Genomic DNA, 18,055 nt, shown 5'->3' on the forward strand with positions numbered 1-18,055 from the left:
GCTCCCGTTTTCAGTCTGCGGCGACCGCATGTAGCACCACGGCGAACTGCTAAAGTCTCCGGGTCGCCAGGAGAGCTTTCGTGAATGCGGTAGCCCACCATCTTGCTGAAGAAGCTTCAATGGATGCGGAGTCCCGCATCATCGCGCTGTTGCTGCGCAATGGCCGGCTGAAAGACGCCGACCTGGCCCGCGCACGCCCATTGCATCGCGAAGCCGGTGGCAGCCTGCTGCCATTGCTGGTCCGGCTGGGCCTGGTGTCCGAACGCGACCATGCGCTGGCCTGTGCCGAGGTACTGGCGCTGCCGCTGCTGGAAGGCAAGGCCGTGGCCGAGTCGCCGCCCGAATCCCTGATGGATGCGCTGCCGCTGTCGCTGCGCTTCCTCAAACAATTCCATGCCTGTCCGCTGGCGCTGCACGACGGCGTGCTCGACCTGTGGCTGAGCGATCCGCAGGAACCCTATGCCGCCGATGCGGTACGGCTGGCCATGGCGGTGCCGCTGCGCCTGCACGTGGGCCTGCGTTCGGAGATCGACGACGTCATCGAACGCTGGTTCGGCCAGGGCCGCAGCGCGATGGGTGCCATCATCGAGACCGCCGATGGCGAAGGCACTGTGGTCGACGACATCGAACACCTGCGTGACCTGGCCTCCGAAGCGCCGGTGATCCGCCTGGTCAACCTGGTCATCCAGCGTGCGGTCGAACTGCGCGCCTCGGACATCCACATCGAGCCGTTCGAAAACCGGCTCAAGGTGCGCTACCGCGTCGATGGCGTGCTGATCGAAGGCGAAAGCCCGCCGGTCAACCTCACGGCGGCGGTGATCAGCCGCATCAAGATCATGGCGCGGCTCAACATCGCCGAGCGCCGGCTGCCGCAGGACGGCCGCATCATGCTGCGGGTACAGGGAAAGGAACTGGACCTGCGCGTGAGCACCGTGCCGACCGCACACGGCGAAAGCGTGGTCATGCGCCTGCTCGATCGCGACACCGTGGTGTTCGATTTCCACCGCCTGGGCTTCACCGATGCCTTCCTGCCACAGTTCCGCAAGGTACTGGAGCAGCCACACGGCATCCTGCTGGTCACCGGCCCCACCGGTTCGGGCAAGACCACCACGCTCTACACCGCGTTGAGCCAGCTCAACACCGCCGACGTCAAGATCATCACCGTCGAGGATCCGGTCGAGTACCAGATCGAAGGCATCAACCAGATCCAGGCCAAGCCGCAGATCGGGCTGGATTTCGCCAATGCGCTGCGCAGCATCGTGCGCCAGGATCCGGACATCATCATGATCGGCGAAATGCGCGACCTGGAGACCGCCCGCATCGCGATCCAGTCGGCATTGACCGGCCACCTGGTGCTGTCCACCCTGCACACCAACAACGCCGCCGGTGGCATCACCCGCCTGCTCGACATGGGCGTGGAGGACTACCTGCTGACCTCCACCATCAACGGCATCCTGGCCCAGCGCCTGGTACGCCGGCTGGAGCCGCAGCATGCGCTGCGCTATCCGGCCTCGCCGGAGGAGATAGAGAAGTTCGGGCTGCGTCGCCTGCAGCCGCAGGGCGATATTTTCCTGTATCGCGCGCAGCCGTCCGCGCTGGCCCCGACCGGCTACCTGGGGCGCACCACCATCATGGAATTCCTGGTGATGAACGACGAACTGCGGCGTGCGGTGATGCGTCGCGCCGGCATGGGTGAAGTGGAGCAGATCGCACGCGCCGCCGGCATGCGCACCATGTACGAAGACGGCCTGAGCAAGGCGCTGCAGGGCCACACCACCATCGAAGAAGTGCTGCGCGTGACGGAGGACAGCTGATGCCTGCCACCCCGGCACCCGTCAAGGCAGGCCCCTGAGCATGCCGCTGTACCGCTACAAGGCGCTCAACACGCACGGCGAACTGTTCGACGGCCAGATGGAGGCCGCCAGCGAAGCCGACGTTGCCGCGCGCCTGCAGGACCAGGGCCACATGCCGATGGAGGCGCGGCTGGCCAGCGACGGCAGCGGCGGCCGCACCTCCTGGGCCGCACTGCTGCGGCGCAAGCCGTTCGATGGTGGCGCGCTGGTGCAGTTCACCCAGCAGCTGGCGACCCTGCTGGGCGCCGGGCAGCCGCTGGACCGCGCGCTGACCATTCTGCTGGAACTGCCCGAGGACGAACGCAGCCGCCGGGTGATCACCGACATCCGCGACGTGGTGCGGGGCGGCGCCGCGCTGTCCACCGCACTCGAGCGCCAGCACGGGCTGTTCTCGCGCCTGTACATCAACATGGTGCGCGCCGGCGAGGCCGGCGGCAGCCTGCATGACACCCTGCAGCGGCTGGCCGATTACCTGGAGCGCAGCCGCGAGCTGAAGGGCCGGGTCATCAACGCGTTGATCTATCCGGCCATCCTGCTGGCGGTGGTGGGCGGTGCGCTGATGTTCCTGCTTGGCTACGTGGTGCCGCAGTTCGCGCTGATGTACGAAAGCCTGGATGTGGCGCTGCCGTGGTTCACCCAGTGGGTGCTCAGTGCCGGCCTGATCGTGCGCGAGGGCTGGCTGGCGATGATCGTGGTGCCGGCCGTGGCCGTGCTGGTGATCGAGCGCAAGCTGCGCCAGCCCGCGTTCCGCCTGGCGGTGGACGGCTGGCTGCTGCAGCGCAAGGGCATCGGCGGGCTGGTGGCCAAGCTGGAAACCGCGCGGCTGGCCCGCACGCTGGGCACCCTGCTGCGCAACGGCGTGCCGCTGCTGGCCGGGCTGGGCATCGCCCGCAACGTGCTCGGAAACCGCGCGCTGGCCGCCGATGTTGATGCGGCCAGCGACGAGGTCAAGAACGGCAACGGCCTGTCCGCGTCGCTCGCACGCGGCAAGCGCTTCCCGCGGCTGGCGCTGCAGATGATCCAGGTCGGCGAGGAGTCGGGCGCGCTCGATACCATGCTGCTCAAGACGGCCGATACCTTCGAACAGGAAACCGCGCGCGCGATCGATCGCCTGCTGTCCGCGCTGGTACCGGTGATCACCCTGGTGCTGGCCTCGGTGGTCGGCCTGGTGATCGTTGCGGTACTGGTCCCGCTGTATGACCTGACCAATGCCATCGGCTGACCGCCGTGGCGCACGTAGTCCCGACATGTTGCAAGGAGCTTCCATGATCCACCGTCGCAAAATGGTCCGCCTGTCCTCGCGCCGCCACCAGGCCGGCATGAGCCTGCTGGAAATCATCATCGTCATCGTGCTGATCGGCGCGGTGCTCACCCTGGTCGGCAGCCGCGTGCTCGGCGGTGCCGACCGCGGCAAGGCCAACATCGCCAAGGCCCAGGTCCAGACCATGGCCGGCAAGATCGAGAACTACCAGCTCGACACCGGCAAGCTGCCCGCCAAGCTCGACGACCTGGTGACCCAGCCCGGCGGCGCCAGCGGCTGGCTCGGCCCGTATGCCAAGGCGCCCGACCTGAATGATCCGTGGGGCCACGCGCTGGAGTACCGTGCGCCGGGCGAAGGCCAGCCATTCGACCTGATCAGCCTGGGCAAGGACGGCAAGGTCGGAGGCAGCAGCTACGACGCGGACATCAAGTACGAGTAACCGCGCGTGAGTCCGTCCGCCGCGCCGTGCCGCATCCCGTCGCCCCGCGCCATGCCGCGACGGCACGCCATGCGTGGCGTGTCGCTGCTGGAAATGCTGCTGGTGGTCGCGCTGATCGCGATCATCGGGCTCATCACCGCCACCGCGATGAACGGTGGCATCGATGGCATGCGCCTGCGCAGCGCCGGCAAGGAAGTGGCCAGCCAGCTGCGCTACACGCGCACCCAGGCCATTGCCACCGGCGAACGCCAGCGCTTCCTGATCGATCCGCGCGCGCGCACCTGGCAGGGCGCCAACGGCCGCCATGGCAGCCTGCCCGGCTCGCTGGACGTCCGTTTCCACGGCGCCGGCCAGGTCGCCAACGCACCGGGGCAGGGCGGCATCGCATTCCATCCGGACGGTGGCTCCAGTGGCGGCACCATCGAGCTGAGCGTGCGCGATGCGCTGTGGCGCATCGATGTGGGTTGGGTGACGGGCGAGGTGCGGTCGGGTCCCGTGCGGGGCGCGCCATGAGGACACAGCGCGGCTATTCGCTGCTGGAAGTGATTGTCGCGTTCGCGCTGCTGGCGCTGGCGCTGACCCTGCTGTTGGGCAGCCTGTCCGGTGCCTCGCGGCAGGTGCACAACGCCGACCTGCGCACGCGCGCGGTCCTGCACGCGCAGTCGCTGCTCGCCGCCACGGGGGTGGATGCGCCGCTGCAGGTCGGCCACGAACAGGGCGACTGGGAGGACGGCCGCTACCGCTGGGACCTGCAGGTGGAGCCCTATGTGGAGCCGCGCGCCACCGCGCTGGCACCGGCCGCCGTCAGCAGCGGCCCGACCCTGGCCCAGCTCACCCTGCGGGTGTCCTGGGGCGAGCGCGAGGGCGAGCGCCTGCAGTGGCGCAGCCTGCGTCTGGTGCCGGACAGCGCGGCGGGGACGACACGATGACGCACCCGCAGCGCGCGCGCGGTTTCACCCTGATCGAAGTCCTGCTGGCCACCGTGCTGCTGGTCGGCGGCCTCGCGCTGGCCTTCGCGACGGTGCGCTCGGCCATGAACATCGCCCAGCGCGGCGAACGCGTGGCCGCGCAGAACGAACGCATGCGTGCGGTGGAAGGGTTCCTGCGCCGGCGGCTGACGATGGCCCTGCCGACGGCTACTCAGCCACCGGATCCCACCCGCGAACCGGTGCACTTCCTGGGCGAACCGCAGCGCATGCTGTTCGTGTCGGAACTGCCCGGCTACCTCGGTCGCGGCGGCCCGTACGTGCATGAGCTGCAGGTGCAGCGCAGGGGTGCAACGCTGCGCCTGGAGGTCGCGCTGACGCTCGTGCAGAACGGCGAACGCATCGACGAGACACCGCCGCGCGCCCCCGAACTGCTTGCCGACGATCTGCGCGAGGTGGCGTTCCGCTACCGTGGGGTGGACCCGCGCAGCGGTCAGCTGGGCGACTGGCAGACGCGCTGGGACGATACGCGGCGGCTGCCCACGCTGGTGGAGATCCGCATCACCCCGCAGCAGGGCGTTGCCTGGCCGCCGATGGTGGCCGCCCTGACCCAGTCGCGCGGGGCGCGTTCGTGAGCCGTCCGCGTGGTGCGGCGCTGGTCCTGGTGCTGTGGCTGATCGCCCTGCTCACCGCCGTGGTGGGCGCGTTCGCGCTGAGCGCGCGCATCGAGCACCTGCAGCAGCGGGTGATCGCTGACGATGCCATCGGCCAGGAGCACGCACGCGCCGGGCTCGAGTACGCGCTGCACCGGCTGCAGCCCAACGCATTGCAACCGCCGTGGTTGCCGGACGGGCGTCGCTACCGATGGCAGTTCGACACGCGCCGCATCGACCTGCGCATCATCGACGAGAACGGCAAGATCAACCTCAACCTCGCCGATACCGCGCTGCTGGACGCGTTCCTTCGCGCCATGGGCGTTGAACCGGGCCGTGCGCGACAGCTCGCCGGGGCGATCGCCGACTGGCGCGATGCCGACAGCCTCACCCAGCCGGGGGGCGGTGCCGAGACGCCGGACTACGTGGCAGCCGGCCTGCCGTATGGCGCGCGCAACGGACGCTTCGAAACGCTGGGCGAACTGCAGCGCGTGCTGGGCATGGACGCAGCGTTGTATGAACGCCTCGAACCCATGCTGACCCTGTACAGTCGGCAGTCGCGCCCCGATCCGCGTTTTGCGGCCGGGCCGGTACTCACCGCGCTCGGGCTGGATGCCGAACGCCTGCTGGCCGAGCGCGAACGCGCCGAGGCCGCTGAGGATGGAAACGTGACCGGTGGAACGCTTGCCAGCGGCAGCGGCACCTATAGTATCGAGAGCCGCGCAATGGATGAACGCGGACGGATCTCGGTGCTGCATGCCGTAGTGCGCATGGGCGCGGCGGGCACGCCGGGAACGACTTACACGGTACTTCGCTGGGAACAGGGAATGGCAGCACGATGACGGCATGGCGGGACAGTCTGGTGCAGGCAAAGGGACGGCTCGCGCCGGGCGTGGGCGATGGCCTGCGCTGGTGGCGGCGTTCGCTGCTGGCCTGGCTGCCGGTACGCTGGCAATGGGCGATGGGCTGGTCGCGCTCGCGGCTGCTGCTGTCGCGGCATGCCGAACAACTGGTGCTGCGCCGCGACACCGCCGCGCAGGTGCAGGCGATTGCGGAACTGCCGTGGCCCACCGCGCCGTCGGACCTGGATGCCGTGCTCGAGGCGCGTCTGCGCCGCCTGCCGCGGCATTGGGTGCTGCCCGCCTCGGCCGTGCTGCGCCGCCCACTGCGGCTGCCCGCTGCGGCCGCGCCCCGGCTGCGGGACGTGGTGGGGTTCGAGATCGACCGGCAGACCCCGTTCGAGGCCAGCCAGGTCCATTACGACGTGCGCGAACTGGACACGCTGCCCGACGGCCAGCTGCAGGTCGAACTGGTGGTCATTCCGCGCCAGGCGCTGGAGCAGTGGGCGCAGCAGGCCGGATCGTGGTCGCAGCAGCTGGCGGGCGTGGATGCCGACGACGGCCATGGGCAGCCGCTGGGCGTCAACCTGCTGCCGCCCACCCAACGCCGCGTCACCCACGATCCGATGCGTCGCTGGAACCTGCTGCTGGGCTGCGCCACGCTGGTGCTGCTCGCGTTGGCGGGCCACCAGCTGCTGGACAACCGCCAGGCCGCCGCCGACCGCCTGCGCGGGCAGGTCGACAGCGCCGCACACGATGCGCGCCGCGTGGCCGCGCAGCGCCAGCAGCTGCAGGACATGGTGGACGGCGCTGCGTTCCTGGAAGGCAAGCGCGGCGCGCACGCCAGCACCGTGGAGCTGTGGAACGAACTGACCCGGCTGCTGCCCGACGGCACGTACCTGGAAAAACTTTCGGTGGAAGGCAACACGCTGCAGCTGATCGGGCTCAGTCGTGAGGCCTCGCAGCTGGTGTCGCTGCTGCAGGATTCGCCGCTGTGGCGCAAGGTCAACCTGACCGGCGTGCTGCAGGCCGATGGCGGTGCCGCCGGTCGCGATCGCTTCACGCTGACTGCCGAGCTGCAGCCGTTGCCCGGTGCCCCGGCCGCCGCCGCGCCCGCCAAGGAGGTTGCCCATGGCAATGCCCCCGACGCGCCGTGACCGCTGGCTGGCGCTGGCATTGCTGCTGGCGGCCATCGCCGTGGCCTACCTGCTGCTCGTGCATCCGTGGTTCACCCGGCCGCTGCTGGATATCAACCAGGGCATTGCCGAGCTGCAGGAACGCGACCAGCGCGTCCAGGCGCAGCTGCAGCAGCGCCGTCAGGTGCAGCAGCGCCTGCAGGACGTGCTGGGCGCGCTGGATGGGCGCCCGGGTTTCCTGCGCGAGCCCACCGCCGAGTCCGCCGCCGCCGCGTTGTCCACGCGGTTGCAGGACGCGGTGGCGTCGGCCAGCCCGGGCAATCGCAGCTGCACCATCAGCAACCGCTCGCCGTTGACCGACACCGCACGCGACGCGCAGTTCCCGCGCGTGGCACTGCAGGTGCGGCTGCGCTGTGGCGTACCGGAAATGGCGGCGGTGCTGCACACGCTGGAGACCGGCAGCCCGCGCCTGTTCGTCGACAACCTCAACCTGCTGGCGCAGCGCTTCCAGGCCTCGCCCAACGAGAGCGGTACCGGCCTGGACGTGTCCTTCGAGCTGGTCGGGTACCTCAAGCCGGGTGCGGCCAGCGACACCACCGCAGCGCCTGCGGCGCCGATGATGGACGCCGCCCCGGCGGGTCTCGAGCCGGTAGGGTCGGCCATGGCCGCGCCTGCCGATCCGGGCGTTGCCGCACCGGTCGAGGAGGGCACCCTTGAAGATTGAACTGGCTCCCCTGCGCAGCTGGTGGCTCGGCGGCGTGGCGGTGTGGGCTGCCGCGGTGTGGATCGCCACGCTGCTGGGCGCGGGCGGACGCATCGCTCCGCTCGATGCCGGCGACCGCACTACGCCGCCGCTGCCCGCGCTGGCACCGGCCGCACCGGAACGCATCGCCTCGGCGGCCGCCTACGCCGACATCGGCGCGCGCCCGCTGTTCGCCGAAGACCGCAAGCCGCGCCCCTACCTGCTCGGGGGCGCTGAACCGGGCAGCGCGTCCAGCGCGGTCACGCTGACCGGGGTGCTGCTGACCACCGAGTTCGGCATGGCCATCCTCACCACCGACCAGAAACAGTCGCTGCGGCTGCGCCTCAACGGCGATGCGGTGAACGGCTGGCAGTTGCTGGCACTGGAACCGCGCAGCGCCACGGTGACCGGCCCGGGCGGCACCCAGACCCTGGAGCTGGTGACCTTCAGCGGCCAAGGCGGCGAGCCGCCAACGGTGCTGGGCACGGCCACCCAAGGCGGGCCGCAGGCGCCGGGCGTGCGCGCCCCGTTGCCGCCGCCCCCGGGCACGGGCGGGCAAGCCGCACAGGCGACGGCGCGGGCGCCCACCATGCCGCCGCCTGCAGCGGTGCCGCCGGTGCCCACGCCGGCCGCGCAGAACGCGCCCGCGCAGGGGCCCAGCGAAGAACAGATGCAAGCCATCCGCGCCCGCATCCAGGCGCGCCGCCAGCAATTGCAGCAACAGCAACAGTCGCAGTCGCCGCCCGGCGGCTCCGGCCAAACCAAATAGAGTGAAAGCATGACATTGCGTCTTTTCTCCCTGTCCTTCGCCGTTGCCCTCCTTGCGGGTTGCGCCACCGTGCCCGGTCCGGAAGTCCGCCGCGACGCGGTCCTTGATGGTTCGCACCAGGTCGTGGCGGGTGACGGCTCGCGCGACGGCGTGGAGGCGCAGCCGCTGGGTGCCGAGGGCACGCCGCAGGCGGTGATCCGCCGTGGCACCGGCACCATGATCAACCGCAGCGCGGCCGCCGCCGCCGCGCCGTCGCTGTCGCAGGCCAGCAACGGCACCGCCACCTTCAACTTCGAAGGCGAGTCGGTGCACGCAGTGGTCAAGGCGATCCTGGGCGACATGCTCGGCCAGAACTATGTGATCGCGCCGGGCGTGCAGGGCACGGTGACCCTGGCCACACCCAAGCCGGTGTCATCCGCGCAGGCGCTGAACCTGCTGGAGATGGTGCTGGGGTGGAACAACGCACGCATGGTCTACAGCGGCGGCCGCTACAACATCGTCGCCGCCGACCAGGCGCTGGCCGGCACCGTCGCGCCCAGCACCGCCCCGGCGGCCAGCGCACGCGGCTTCGAGGTGCGCGTGGTCCCGCTGCAGTACATCTCGGCCACCGAGATGAAGAAGGTGCTGGAGCCGTACGCGCGCCCCAATGCGATCGTCAACGTCGACAGCGGCCGCAACGTCATCACCCTGGGCGGCACCCGCAGCGAGCTGGAAAATTACCTGCGCACCGTGGAGATCTTCGACGTGGACTGGCTGTCGGGCATGTCCGTCGGCGTGTTCCCGATCCAGACCGGCAAGGCCGAGCAGGTTGCGGCCGATCTGGAGAAGGTGTTCGGCGAGGAGAGCAAGACCCCCAGCGCAGGCATGTTCCGCTTCCTGCCGCTGGAGAACGCCAACGCCGTGCTGGTGATCACCCCGCAGGCGCGCTACCTCGACCAGATCCAGCAGTGGCTGGAGCGCATCGACACCGCCGGTGGCAGCGCCCGCCTGTTTTCCTATGAGCTGCGCTACGTGAAGGCCAAGGACCTGGCCGAGCGCCTGGCCGAAGCCTTCGCCAGCGAAAACGGCCGCAGTGGTCGCGGTGGCGGCGGCTCGCTGGCGCCGGGCGCCGCCGTGCAGGAGCTGGGCAGCCGCGACGGCACCAGTGGCAACAGCCTCAACACCAACGGCAGCAGCGGCGGCACCAACCGTACCGGCGGCATGGGCGACGGCACCATGAGCCTGCCGCAGCGCCAGTCCGGCAACGCCAGTTTCAACCTGGAAGTGCAGGGCGATACGGTCGGCGTGTCGGCGGTGGAAGAAACCAACACGCTGCTGGTGCGCTCCACCCCGCAGGCCTGGCGGTCGATCCGCGAAGTGATCGAGAAGCTCGACGTGATGCCCATGCAGGTGCATATCGAAGCGCAGGTGGCCGAGGTCTCGCTGACCGGCGACCTCAGCTATGGCGTGAACTGGTTCTTCGAACAGGCCGTGGCCACCGGCAAGACCGAGAGCGGCATCGATCTGCCCAGTGCGCTCGGGCGCTCGATCTGGGGCAGCATCTCCGGCGTGGTCGGTGACGGCGGCGTGGGCTGGACCTTCCTCGGCAAGAATGCGGCTGCGGTGGTCACCGCGCTGGACAAGGTCAGCAACCTGCGCCTGCTCCAGACGCCGTCGATCTTCGTGCGCAACAACGCCGAAGCGACCCTCAACGTCGGCACCCAGATTCCGATCAACTCGGTGTCGGTGAACACCGGCGTGGGTGGCGACAACACCTACAGCCAGGTGCAGTACCTGGACACCGGCGTGATCCTCAAGGTGCGCCCGCGCATCACCCGCGATGGGGTGGTGTTCCTGGACATCGTGCAGGAAGTCAGCTCGGCCGGCGCGATCCCCGCCGGCTGCGATCCGACCCGCACCACCTGCAACCCGCCGATCAACACGCGCAAGATCTCCACCGAAGCGGCCGTGCAGAGCGGCGACACCATCATGCTGGCCGGGTTGATCACCAACTCGGAGGAAGACGGCGCCAACGGCGTGCCCGGCCTGAGCCGGATCCCGGTGATCGGCGCACTGTTCGGCAAGAAGACCCAGAACACCGGGCGCTCGGAAGTGATCGTGCTGCTGACCCCGACCATCGTGCGCAACGCGCAGGAGTCGCGCAATCTGACCGATGAATACAGCAACCGCTTCCGTGCGATGGAGCCGTTCCCGGCGCCGCGTCCGCGGCGCTGAGCCACCTGCGGCCGCCACGCAGGTGGCCGCGCCTGCTACGCTGCGGTCAGGTGGCCGCGCACAGGGGGACGGATGGGGACGATCGTGTTGCTGCCGATCGGGGTCGATGACAGCGCCCTGGACCGTTGCCTTGCCGCGCTCGATGCCGCTACGCCGGCCGGTACGCCGGCATGGCTGGCCGACGACTGCCAGGCCGGTCCGCGCGCGCAGGCGGTGATCGAACACTGGCTGGCCAACACGCCCCTGCGTGCCGAGTACACCCGCCGCGCACGCGCGATCGGCGAGGTGGCCCACCTGGATGAAATGCTGCGTGCCTGTGCAGGCAGCGACGTGGTCGTGCTCGCTCCCGATGCGGTGCCCGCACCGGGCTGGCTGCAGCAACTGGATGCCTGCTTCGCGCGTGACGCGTCGATCGGCTCGGCCACGCCGTGGTGCAATGCCGGCGAAACGGCGGCGTGGCCGCGACTGGGGGAGATCAACCCGGCGCCCGACGACCTGCAGGCACTCGCCCAGGCCTGCGCCGCACTGCCCGCGCTGCACCCGGAGCTGCCGTCGGCGGTGACCCATGCGGTATTGCTGCGGGCCAACGCACGGCACAAGGCCGGCGGCCTGGACATGCACAGCTATGCCTCGTGGAATGCCGCACTGATCGACTTGAGCCTGCGCATGGCCGGCCTGGGCTGGCGCAATGCGCTGTGCGAAACCGCGTTCGTTGCGCGCGGCGGGGAGTCGCAGGCACAGGAGGGCGACATGGACGCGCTGGCCACCCGTTGGCCGTCCTGGCAGCCGCGGCTGGCCAGCTTCCTGATGGGTGACCCGTTGCTCCAGGCCAGGGAAGCCCTGCAGGGCCTGCACCGGCAGGCGATAATGCCGCGTTCCCAGGGCGATCTGTTCGGATCGCCCGCCGCACCCGCCCCGGAGTCGTCCGTTTGAATCCCTGCATTGCCGTTGTGATCGTCAGCTACCAGAGCGCCAGCACCCTGGACGACTGCCTGGCGCGGTTGCGCGCCGCCACCGACGTCGCCGAAATCCGCGTGGTCGACAACGCCTCCGACGACGGCACGCTGGACATCGTGCAGCGCCACGCCACTGCCGATCCCCGCGTGCGTTTCATCGCCAACCCGGACAACCCCGGGTTCGCCGCCGCCAACAACCAGGGCGTGGCCGACAGCCACGCGCCCTGGCTGGCCTTCATCAATCCGGACCTGATGGTCGCTCCGGACACCCTGGCCCAGCTGCGCGTGCGCGGTGAGGCGCTGGGCGACTGCGTGCTGGGCGTGGAGCAGGTGGACGAGCAGGGCCAGCCGGATGCCGCGGTGCGCCGCCGCGACCCGGACTTTGCCGCCATGCTGCGCCGGCCGGGGCAGGGCGCGCGCCTGGCCATTCCGGCCGATCCGGCGCAGGCGCTGCAGACGGTGCCGGCGCTGTCCGGCGCGCTGCTGCTGATGCCCCGCGCGCTGTTCGAGCGCATCGGCGGCTGGGATGCCGGCTACCGCCTGCACGCCGAGGATCTGGACCTGTGCCGGCGCGCGCGCGAGGCCGGTGCCGTGGTGGCCATCGCCAACGACCTGCGGGTGGTGCACGTGCGGGGGGTATCCAGCCGGTCGCGCCCGTTCTTCGTGGAATGGCACAAGCACCGTGGGCTGTGGCGCTACTTCCGCAAATTCGAGGCACGCCAGCGCAACGTGCTGGTGCAGGGGGCGGTGTGGGGCGCGATCTGGGCGCATGCGGTTGCGCAGATTCCGCGGTTGTTGCGCAGCCGGTGAAATCCGTACCCACCGTTGGTGGGTACATGCAGGCAGGCGCATAATCCCCGACATGATCATCCAATCCCTGCTCGACACCGACCTGTACAAGTTCACGATGATGCAGGCGGTGCTGCACCAGCACCCCGGCGCGCAGGTCCAGTACCGGTTCAAATGCCGCACGACGGGCATCGACCTGGCGCAGTTCATCGCGCAGATCAACGCGGAGATCGATCATCTCTGCACGCTGCGCTTCACCGACGAAGAGCTCGCCTACATGCGCGGGCTGCGCTTCGTGAAGCCGGACTTCGCCGACTTCCTCGGTCTTTTCCACCTCGATCGCAAGTACATCAACCTGCGCCCGTCGCAGACCGTGCCCGGCGAGATCGATCTGGACATCACCGGTCCGTGGCTGCACACCATCCTGTTTGAAGTCCCGTTGCTGGCGATCATCAACGAGGTCTGGTTCCGCAACACCAGCGAGGCCGACTTCGCCGAAGGCGAGCGCCGCCTGCAGGCCAAGACCGCGCTGCTGCGCGATACCCCGGGTTTCGAGCTGTGCCGGATTGCCGACTACGGCAGTCGCCGCCGCTACTCGCGCGAATGGCACGCACGCATGCTGCCGATGATGCGCGACGCGCTGGGTGCGCAGTTCGTGGGCACCAGCAACGTGCATTTCGCGCGTCTCTACGGGATGACCCCGCACGGCACCATGGCCCACGAATACCTGCAGGCCTTCCAGGCGCTGGGGCCGCGGCTGCGTGATTCGCAGGTGGCGGCGCTGGAATCGTGGGCGCGCGAGTATCGCGGCGACCTCGGCATCGCGCTGTCGGACGTGGTCGGCCTGGACGCCTTCCTGCGTGACTTCGACATGTACTTCTGCAAGCTGTTCGACGGCGTGCGCCACGATTCCGGAGACCCGTTCAGCTGGGGCGACCGCATGCTGGCCCACTTCCAGGAACGCCGCGTGGATCCGCGCAGCAAGGTGCTGGTGTTCAGCGACGGGTTGAACATCGAAAAGGTCATGCGCCTGTTCGATTACTTCCGCGGCCGCTGCCAGGTCGCGTTCGGTGTCGGCACGCACCTCACCAACGACCTGGGCCCGACGCCGCTCAACATCGTCATCAAGATGGTCCGCTGCAACGGCCAGCCGGTGGCCAAGCTCAGTGATTCGCCGGGCAAGAGCATGTGCGACGACCCGGGTTACCTGGCCTACCTGCGCCAGGTATTCGAGCTGCCGCCGGAGTAACCGCGTTATTCCAACGCATACCGCGCAACGAACAGCCCGGCCACCAGCCACACCGCCGGGTGCACCTCACGCCAGCGCCCGGTTCCGGCCTTGAGCACGGCATAGGCGATGAATCCAAACGCCAGCCCATTCGCAATCGAATAGGTAAACGGCATCGCCAGTGCGCACAGGGCGGCCGGCACCGATTCGGTCAGGTCGTTCCACTCCACATCCACCAGCTCACGCAGCATCAATCCGGCCACGAACAGCAGCGCCGGCGCGGTGGCGTAGCCCGGCACCATGGCGGCGAGCGGTGAGAACAGCAACGCGGCCAGGAACAGGGCGGCCACGACCAGCGCGGTCAGTCCGGTGCGGCCGCCGGCCTGCACGCCCGACGCGCTTTCGGCGAAGGCGGTAGTGCTGCTGGTACCGAGCAGGGAGCCGGCCACGATGGCGGTGCTGTCGGCCAGCAGGGCACGTCCGAAGCGCTTCTGCGCGCCGGGAAGCTTGAGCAGTCCGGCGCGACCCACCACGCCATACAGGGTGCCGGTGGCGTCGAACACTTCGACCAGCACGAACACCAGCACGACCTGCAGCAGCACGGCGATGGGCGCACCGCCGTCGTGGTGCAGCAGGCCGGGCAGGTCCAGCTGCAGGAAGGTCGGGGCCAGGCTGGGCGGCAGGGAAATGACGCCGTGGTATTGGACGTCGCCGAGCAGCCAGGCCGCGCCGGTGACGGCCAGGATGCCGATCAGGATGGCGCCGCGCACACGCCGTGCCTCAAGGATGGCGATCAGCAGGAAGCCGGCCAGCGCCAGCAGCGGCGGGGCAGTGTTGAGGGGCCCGAGCGCAACCAGGGTGTCGGGGTTGGCAATGATCACGCCGGACTTCTGCAGGGCGATGATGGCCAGGAACAGGCCGATACCGGCGACGATCGCGGCGCGCAGCGAGGCGGGAATCCCCGCCACCAGCCAGGCGCGCACGCCGGTCAGCGACAGTGCCAGGAACACCAGTCCGGAAATGAAGACCGCCGCCAACGCCTGCTGCCAAGGCAGCCCCGCGGCGCCCACCACGGTGAACGCAAAGAACGCGTTCAATCCCATGCCGGGCGCCATGCCGACCGGGAAATTGGCGGCAAAGGCCATCACCAGCGAGCCCAGCGCGGCGGCCAGGCACGTAGCAACGAACACCGCGCCGGCATCCATGCCGGTGGTGGAGAGGATGTCCGGGTTGACGAAGACGATGTAGGACATCGTCAGGAACGTGGTCAGCCCGGCCAGCAGTTCGGTCCGCACGGTGGTGCCGTGCTGCTGGAGCTGGAACAGGCGTTCAAACAGTTTCATGGGTTTGGTCCATGGGGTTTGGTTTCTCTTTGGATCAAACGCTACGGCAAGAGCATTGGTCTGATCCATTGCGAGCGTAGGGCCGCCGGGTACGGGGGTACGGGACACGCCGTGAACCCATCCATGGGGGCTCGTAGAAAACTTGCACGTGTATGCAATCCTGCATACACGGCAAGGCCTGGGTTGGGCGTCCTGCCCAACCCGCCGGGCGCATGCGCCCGGCCCATGTTTTCTACGGTCCCGTACCCCCGCACCCGCCGGCCCTTCGATAGAAGGTCGGTGGCCATGGAAGATCAACATCGGTTTCGATCATGTCCATGCGTTGCCGGGTGTGGGTGGTGCATCGTCGGTCGTTCGGGAACCGACGTGCCGCGTAGAGCCACGCCCTGCGTGGCTGCACCTACTGCCCGCCGGCCTCCCCATCCCGCAAACAACAAAGACGCCGCGCTTCTGCTTCTGCCTTTGATTCACAACCCGCAAATGCAAAACGGCCGCGCGAGCGCGGCCGTTTCGTCCTTCCTTACTTCAGCGCCTTGAAGCGCAGGCGCTTCGGCGCGGCGTCGTCGCCCATGCGGCGGCGCTTGTCTTCTTCGTATTCGCGGTAGTTGCCCTGGAAGAACTCCACGTGCGAATTGCCTTCGAACGCCAGGATGTGGGTCGCGATGCGATCCAGGAACCAGCGGTCATGCGAAATCACGAACGTGTTGCCCGGGAACTCCAGCAGCGCATCTTCCAGCGCACGCAGGGTTTCGATGTCCAGATCGTTGGACGGTTCGTCGAGCAGCAGCACGTTGCCACCCTGCAGCAGCGTCTTGGCCATGTGCAGGCGGCCACGCTCACCACCGGACAGCGAACCCACGAGCTTCTGCTGATCCTGGCCCTTGAAGTTGAAGCGGCCGATGTAGGCGCGCGACTGGATCTCGATGCCGTTGATGTTGAGGATGTCCAGGCCGCCCGCGATTTCCTGGAAGACGTTGTGGTTGCCTTCCAGGGCGTCGCGGCTCTGGTCCACGTAGGACAGCTGCACGGTCGGACCGACCACGATCTCGCCCGAATCCGGCTTTTCCTGGCCGGTGATCATCTTGAACAGCGTCGACTTACCGGCACCGTTCGGGCCGATGATGCCCACGATCGCACCGGCCGGCACCAGGAAGTTCAGCTCGTCGAACAGCAGGCGGTCGCCAAACTTCTTGGAGACGTTCTTGAATTCCATCACCGAGTTGCCCAGGCGCTCGCCCGGCGGGATGAAGATTTCATTGGTTTCGTTGCGCTTCTGGTAGTCGACCGACTGCAGCTCTTCCAGGCGTGCCAGACGGGCCTTGCCCTTGGTGCGGCCGCCCTTCGCATTCTGGCGCGACCACTCCAGTTCCTTCTGGATCGCCTTCTGGCGCGACTTTTCCTGGTTGTCTTCCTGCTTCAGGCGCTCGTCCTTCTGCATCAGCCAGTCGGTGTAGTTGCCCTTCCACGGAATGCCGCGGCCGCGGTCCAGTTCCAGGATCCACTCGGCCGCGTTGTCCAGGAAGTAACGATCATGGGTGACCGCCACGACGGTGCCGGTGTAGCGCGCCAGGAACTGCTCCAGCCATTCCACCGACTCGGCGTCGAGATGGTTGGTCGGTTCGTCGAGCAGCAGCATGTCCGGCTTTTGCAGCAGCAGGCGGCACAGCGCCACGCGGCGCTTTTCACCACCGGAGAGCTTGCCCACGATGGCGTCCCACGGCGGCAGGCGCAGCGCGTCGGCGGCCACGTCCAGCTGGTTTTCCAGCGTATGTGCGTCGCCGGCGGCCAGGATTGCCTCCAGGCGCTCCTGTTCCTTGGCCAGCTTGTCGAAATCGGCGCCTTCCTCGGCATAGGCGAGGTAGACCGCGTCCAGCGCGGCCTGGGCCTGCAGCACTTCGCCCACACCTTCCTCGACCGCTTCACGCACGGTCTTGGTCGGGTCCAGCTCCGGTTCCTGGGCCAGGTAACCGACCTTGATGCCGGCCTGCGGACGGGCTTCGCCCTCGAAGTCGGTATCCACGCCGGCCATGATCTTCAGCACCGTGGACTTGCCGGCGCCGTTCAGGCCCAGCAGGCCGATCTTGGCACCCGGGAAGAACGACAGCGAGATGTCCTTGATGATCTGCCGCTTGGGCGGGACCACCTTGCTGACTTTGTTCATGGTGTAGATGTATTGCGAGGACATGAGCTCTCCGAAGGCGCAACCCTGCGCCCGTTCCGTCAGGAACAGGAACAGATGAAATGGGATGGGCCCAATTATAGCCGGAAGCGATGACAGCCGCCGGTCGGCCCGCGGGACGGGGCTTGCCGCTGCCTGAATGGGTGGTCAAAGCGCCTGAATTGGAAACCGTTTCCAGCCGGAAACCGTTCAGACGGCGTCTGCATGATGGAGTCGTCAATCCACCAAGCGAGGCCAATCATGCGCATGAATCGAATTGTGGTCGGGACCGTGGCCTCGCTGCTCGCCTTGGGCAGCATCGCCCCGGCCTTCGCCGACGACCACCGTGGCCGTGGTCACGACCGGCACGACCGCCATGACGACCGCCACGACCGCCGGGGCGACCGGCATGACTGGCGCGACGACCGTCGCGACGACCGCCGCGAGGCCCACCATGACCGTCGTTATTACGACAACCGTGGCCACTACCGGCCGGCACCGCCGCCCCGCGTGGTCTACCGCCCCGCGCCGGGCAGGGGGTATGGCTGGGCCCGTGGCCATCGTTACAACGAGTACTACCGTGGCCCCGTTTACGTGGTCAACGACTACGGACGCTATTCGGTCCGTCGCCCCCCGCGTGACCACCACTGGATCCGCGATGACCGCGGCAACCTGCTGCTGGTCGCCATCGCCACCGGGATCATCGCGGACTACGTGATCAACAACCGTTGAGAACGCCCGCGGCACCG

At 68.6% G+C, this 18,055-nt stretch carries 17 protein-coding genes; 15 read left to right on the plus strand and 2 right to left on the minus strand.

The window, feature by feature from the left end; all coding sequences use genetic code 11:
• Positions 1–80 precede the first annotated feature (80 nt).
• The 14 genes from gspE (at position 81) to pncB (ending at position 13,826) form a co-directional block, all read left to right on the plus strand.
• Positions 81–1,814 carry a type II secretion system ATPase GspE gene (gene gspE / locus RT456_RS14770; RefSeq protein ID WP_313347799.1) on the plus strand — a complete coding sequence of 578 codons (1,734 nt, stop codon included), beginning with the start codon at positions 81–83 and terminating at the stop codon, positions 1,812–1,814.
• 40 nt (positions 1,815–1,854) lie between these two features.
• On the plus strand, positions 1,855–3,075 hold the full coding sequence (locus RT456_RS14775) for a type II secretion system F family protein (RefSeq protein ID WP_313347800.1): 1,221 nt from the start codon (positions 1,855–1,857) through the stop codon (positions 3,073–3,075).
• A 43-nt stretch (positions 3,076–3,118) separates the two neighbouring features.
• Entirely contained in the window at positions 3,119–3,553 is a 435-nt protein-coding gene (gene gspG / locus RT456_RS14780) for a type II secretion system major pseudopilin GspG (protein WP_313347801.1), read from the plus strand.
• A 51-nt stretch (positions 3,554–3,604) separates the two neighbouring features.
• Positions 3,605–4,066 carry a GspH/FimT family pseudopilin gene (locus RT456_RS14785; protein ID WP_313347844.1) on the plus strand — a complete coding sequence of 154 codons (462 nt, stop codon included), beginning with the start codon at positions 3,605–3,607 and terminating at the stop codon, positions 4,064–4,066.
• The gene (locus tag RT456_RS14790; protein WP_313347802.1) at positions 4,063–4,482 is read left to right on the plus strand and encodes a prepilin-type N-terminal cleavage/methylation domain-containing protein; all 420 of its coding nucleotides are present in this window, start codon (positions 4,063–4,065) and stop codon (positions 4,480–4,482) included. The genes RT456_RS14785 and RT456_RS14790 overlap by 4 nt, the downstream gene beginning before the upstream one ends.
• Entirely contained in the window at positions 4,479–5,114 is a 636-nt protein-coding gene (locus RT456_RS14795) for a type II secretion system protein J (RefSeq protein WP_313347803.1), read from the plus strand. The genes RT456_RS14790 and RT456_RS14795 overlap by 4 nt, the downstream gene beginning before the upstream one ends.
• Positions 5,111–5,974, plus strand: a complete 864-nt coding sequence (locus RT456_RS14800; RefSeq protein WP_313347804.1) for a type II secretion system protein GspK — start codon at positions 5,111–5,113, stop codon at positions 5,972–5,974. The genes RT456_RS14795 and RT456_RS14800 overlap by 4 nt, the downstream gene beginning before the upstream one ends.
• Positions 5,971–7,128: a PilN domain-containing protein gene (locus RT456_RS14805; protein ID WP_313347805.1), complete on the plus strand. Its 1,158-nt coding sequence runs from the start codon at positions 5,971–5,973 to the stop codon at positions 7,126–7,128. The genes RT456_RS14800 and RT456_RS14805 overlap by 4 nt, the downstream gene beginning before the upstream one ends.
• Positions 7,109–7,831: a type II secretion system protein GspM gene (gene gspM, locus RT456_RS14810; RefSeq protein ID WP_313347845.1), complete on the plus strand. Its 723-nt coding sequence runs from the start codon at positions 7,109–7,111 to the stop codon at positions 7,829–7,831. The genes RT456_RS14805 and gspM overlap by 20 nt, the downstream gene beginning before the upstream one ends.
• Positions 7,821–8,618 carry a hypothetical protein gene (locus RT456_RS14815; protein ID WP_313347806.1) on the plus strand — a complete coding sequence of 266 codons (798 nt, stop codon included), beginning with the start codon at positions 7,821–7,823 and terminating at the stop codon, positions 8,616–8,618. The genes gspM and RT456_RS14815 overlap by 11 nt, the downstream gene beginning before the upstream one ends.
• A 9-nt stretch (positions 8,619–8,627) precedes the next feature.
• Positions 8,628–10,832 (plus strand): type II secretion system secretin GspD, encoded by a 2,205-nt coding sequence (gspD, locus tag RT456_RS14820; RefSeq protein ID WP_313347807.1) that lies wholly within the window; start codon positions 8,628–8,630, stop codon positions 10,830–10,832.
• A gap of 72 nt (positions 10,833–10,904) precedes the next feature.
• Complete coding sequence (locus RT456_RS14825) at positions 10,905–11,765, plus strand: glycosyltransferase (RefSeq protein ID WP_313347808.1); 861 nt, start codon at positions 10,905–10,907, stop codon at positions 11,763–11,765.
• On the plus strand, positions 11,762–12,598 hold the full coding sequence (locus RT456_RS14830) for a glycosyltransferase family 2 protein (RefSeq protein ID WP_313347809.1): 837 nt from the start codon (positions 11,762–11,764) through the stop codon (positions 12,596–12,598). Before RT456_RS14825 ends, RT456_RS14830 begins: the two co-directional genes overlap by 4 nt.
• Positions 12,599–12,641: 43 nt before the next feature.
• Positions 12,642–13,826, plus strand: a complete 1,185-nt coding sequence (gene pncB, locus RT456_RS14835) for a nicotinate phosphoribosyltransferase (protein ID WP_313347846.1) — start codon at positions 12,642–12,644, stop codon at positions 13,824–13,826.
• Positions 13,827–13,831: 5 nt separating this feature from the next.
• Here the strand turns inward: pncB and RT456_RS14840 are convergent, their stop codons facing one another.
• Together RT456_RS14840 and ettA are read right to left on the minus strand one after the other, a co-directional pair.
• Positions 13,832–15,148: an NCS2 family permease gene (locus tag RT456_RS14840; protein ID WP_313347810.1), complete on the minus strand. Its 1,317-nt coding sequence runs from the start codon at positions 15,146–15,148 to the stop codon at positions 13,832–13,834.
• 520 nt (positions 15,149–15,668) lie between these two features.
• A complete protein-coding gene (ettA, locus tag RT456_RS14845) occupies positions 15,669–17,333 on the minus strand; it encodes an energy-dependent translational throttle protein EttA (protein ID WP_313347811.1) in 1,665 nt (554 codons plus the stop codon).
• Positions 17,334–17,567: 234 nt separating this feature from the next.
• On the opposite strand from ettA, the gene RT456_RS14850 reads away from it, so the two are divergent.
• A complete protein-coding gene (locus RT456_RS14850; protein ID WP_313347812.1) occupies positions 17,568–18,038 on the plus strand; it encodes an RcnB family protein in 471 nt (156 codons plus the stop codon).
• The last annotated feature ends 17 nt before the right edge of the window (positions 18,039–18,055 follow it).

The organism is Stenotrophomonas sp. (assembly GCF_032099025.1).
Classification (GTDB): Bacteria; Pseudomonadota; Gammaproteobacteria; order Xanthomonadales; family Xanthomonadaceae; genus Stenotrophomonas.

Bases quoted from the DNA above. Each gene is read 5' to 3' on its own strand.
- RT456_RS14775 (WP_313347800.1), top strand. From the start codon at position 1,855: ATGCCGCTGTACCGCTACAAGGCGCTCAACACGCACGGCGAACTGTTC.
- gspG (WP_313347801.1), top strand. From the start codon at position 3,119: ATGATCCACCGTCGCAAAATGGTCCGCCTGTCCTCGCGCCGCCACCAG.
- RT456_RS14785 (WP_313347844.1), top strand. From the start codon at position 3,605: ATGCCGCGACGGCACGCCATGCGTGGCGTGTCGCTGCTGGAAATGCTG.
- RT456_RS14790 (WP_313347802.1), top strand. From the start codon at position 4,063: ATGAGGACACAGCGCGGCTATTCGCTGCTGGAAGTGATTGTCGCGTTC.
- RT456_RS14795 (WP_313347803.1), top strand. From the start codon at position 4,479: ATGACGCACCCGCAGCGCGCGCGCGGTTTCACCCTGATCGAAGTCCTG.
- RT456_RS14805 (WP_313347805.1), top strand. From the start codon at position 5,971: ATGACGGCATGGCGGGACAGTCTGGTGCAGGCAAAGGGACGGCTCGCG.
- gspM (WP_313347845.1), top strand. From the start codon at position 7,109: ATGCCCCCGACGCGCCGTGACCGCTGGCTGGCGCTGGCATTGCTGCTG.
- gspD (WP_313347807.1), top strand. From the start codon at position 8,628: ATGACATTGCGTCTTTTCTCCCTGTCCTTCGCCGTTGCCCTCCTTGCG.
- RT456_RS14825 (WP_313347808.1), top strand. From the start codon at position 10,905: ATGGGGACGATCGTGTTGCTGCCGATCGGGGTCGATGACAGCGCCCTG.
- RT456_RS14840 (WP_313347810.1), bottom strand. From the start codon at position 15,148: ATGAAACTGTTTGAACGCCTGTTCCAGCTCCAGCAGCACGGCACCACC.
- ettA (WP_313347811.1), bottom strand. From the start codon at position 17,333: ATGTCCTCGCAATACATCTACACCATGAACAAAGTCAGCAAGGTGGTC.
- RT456_RS14850 (WP_313347812.1), top strand. From the start codon at position 17,568: ATGCGCATGAATCGAATTGTGGTCGGGACCGTGGCCTCGCTGCTCGCC.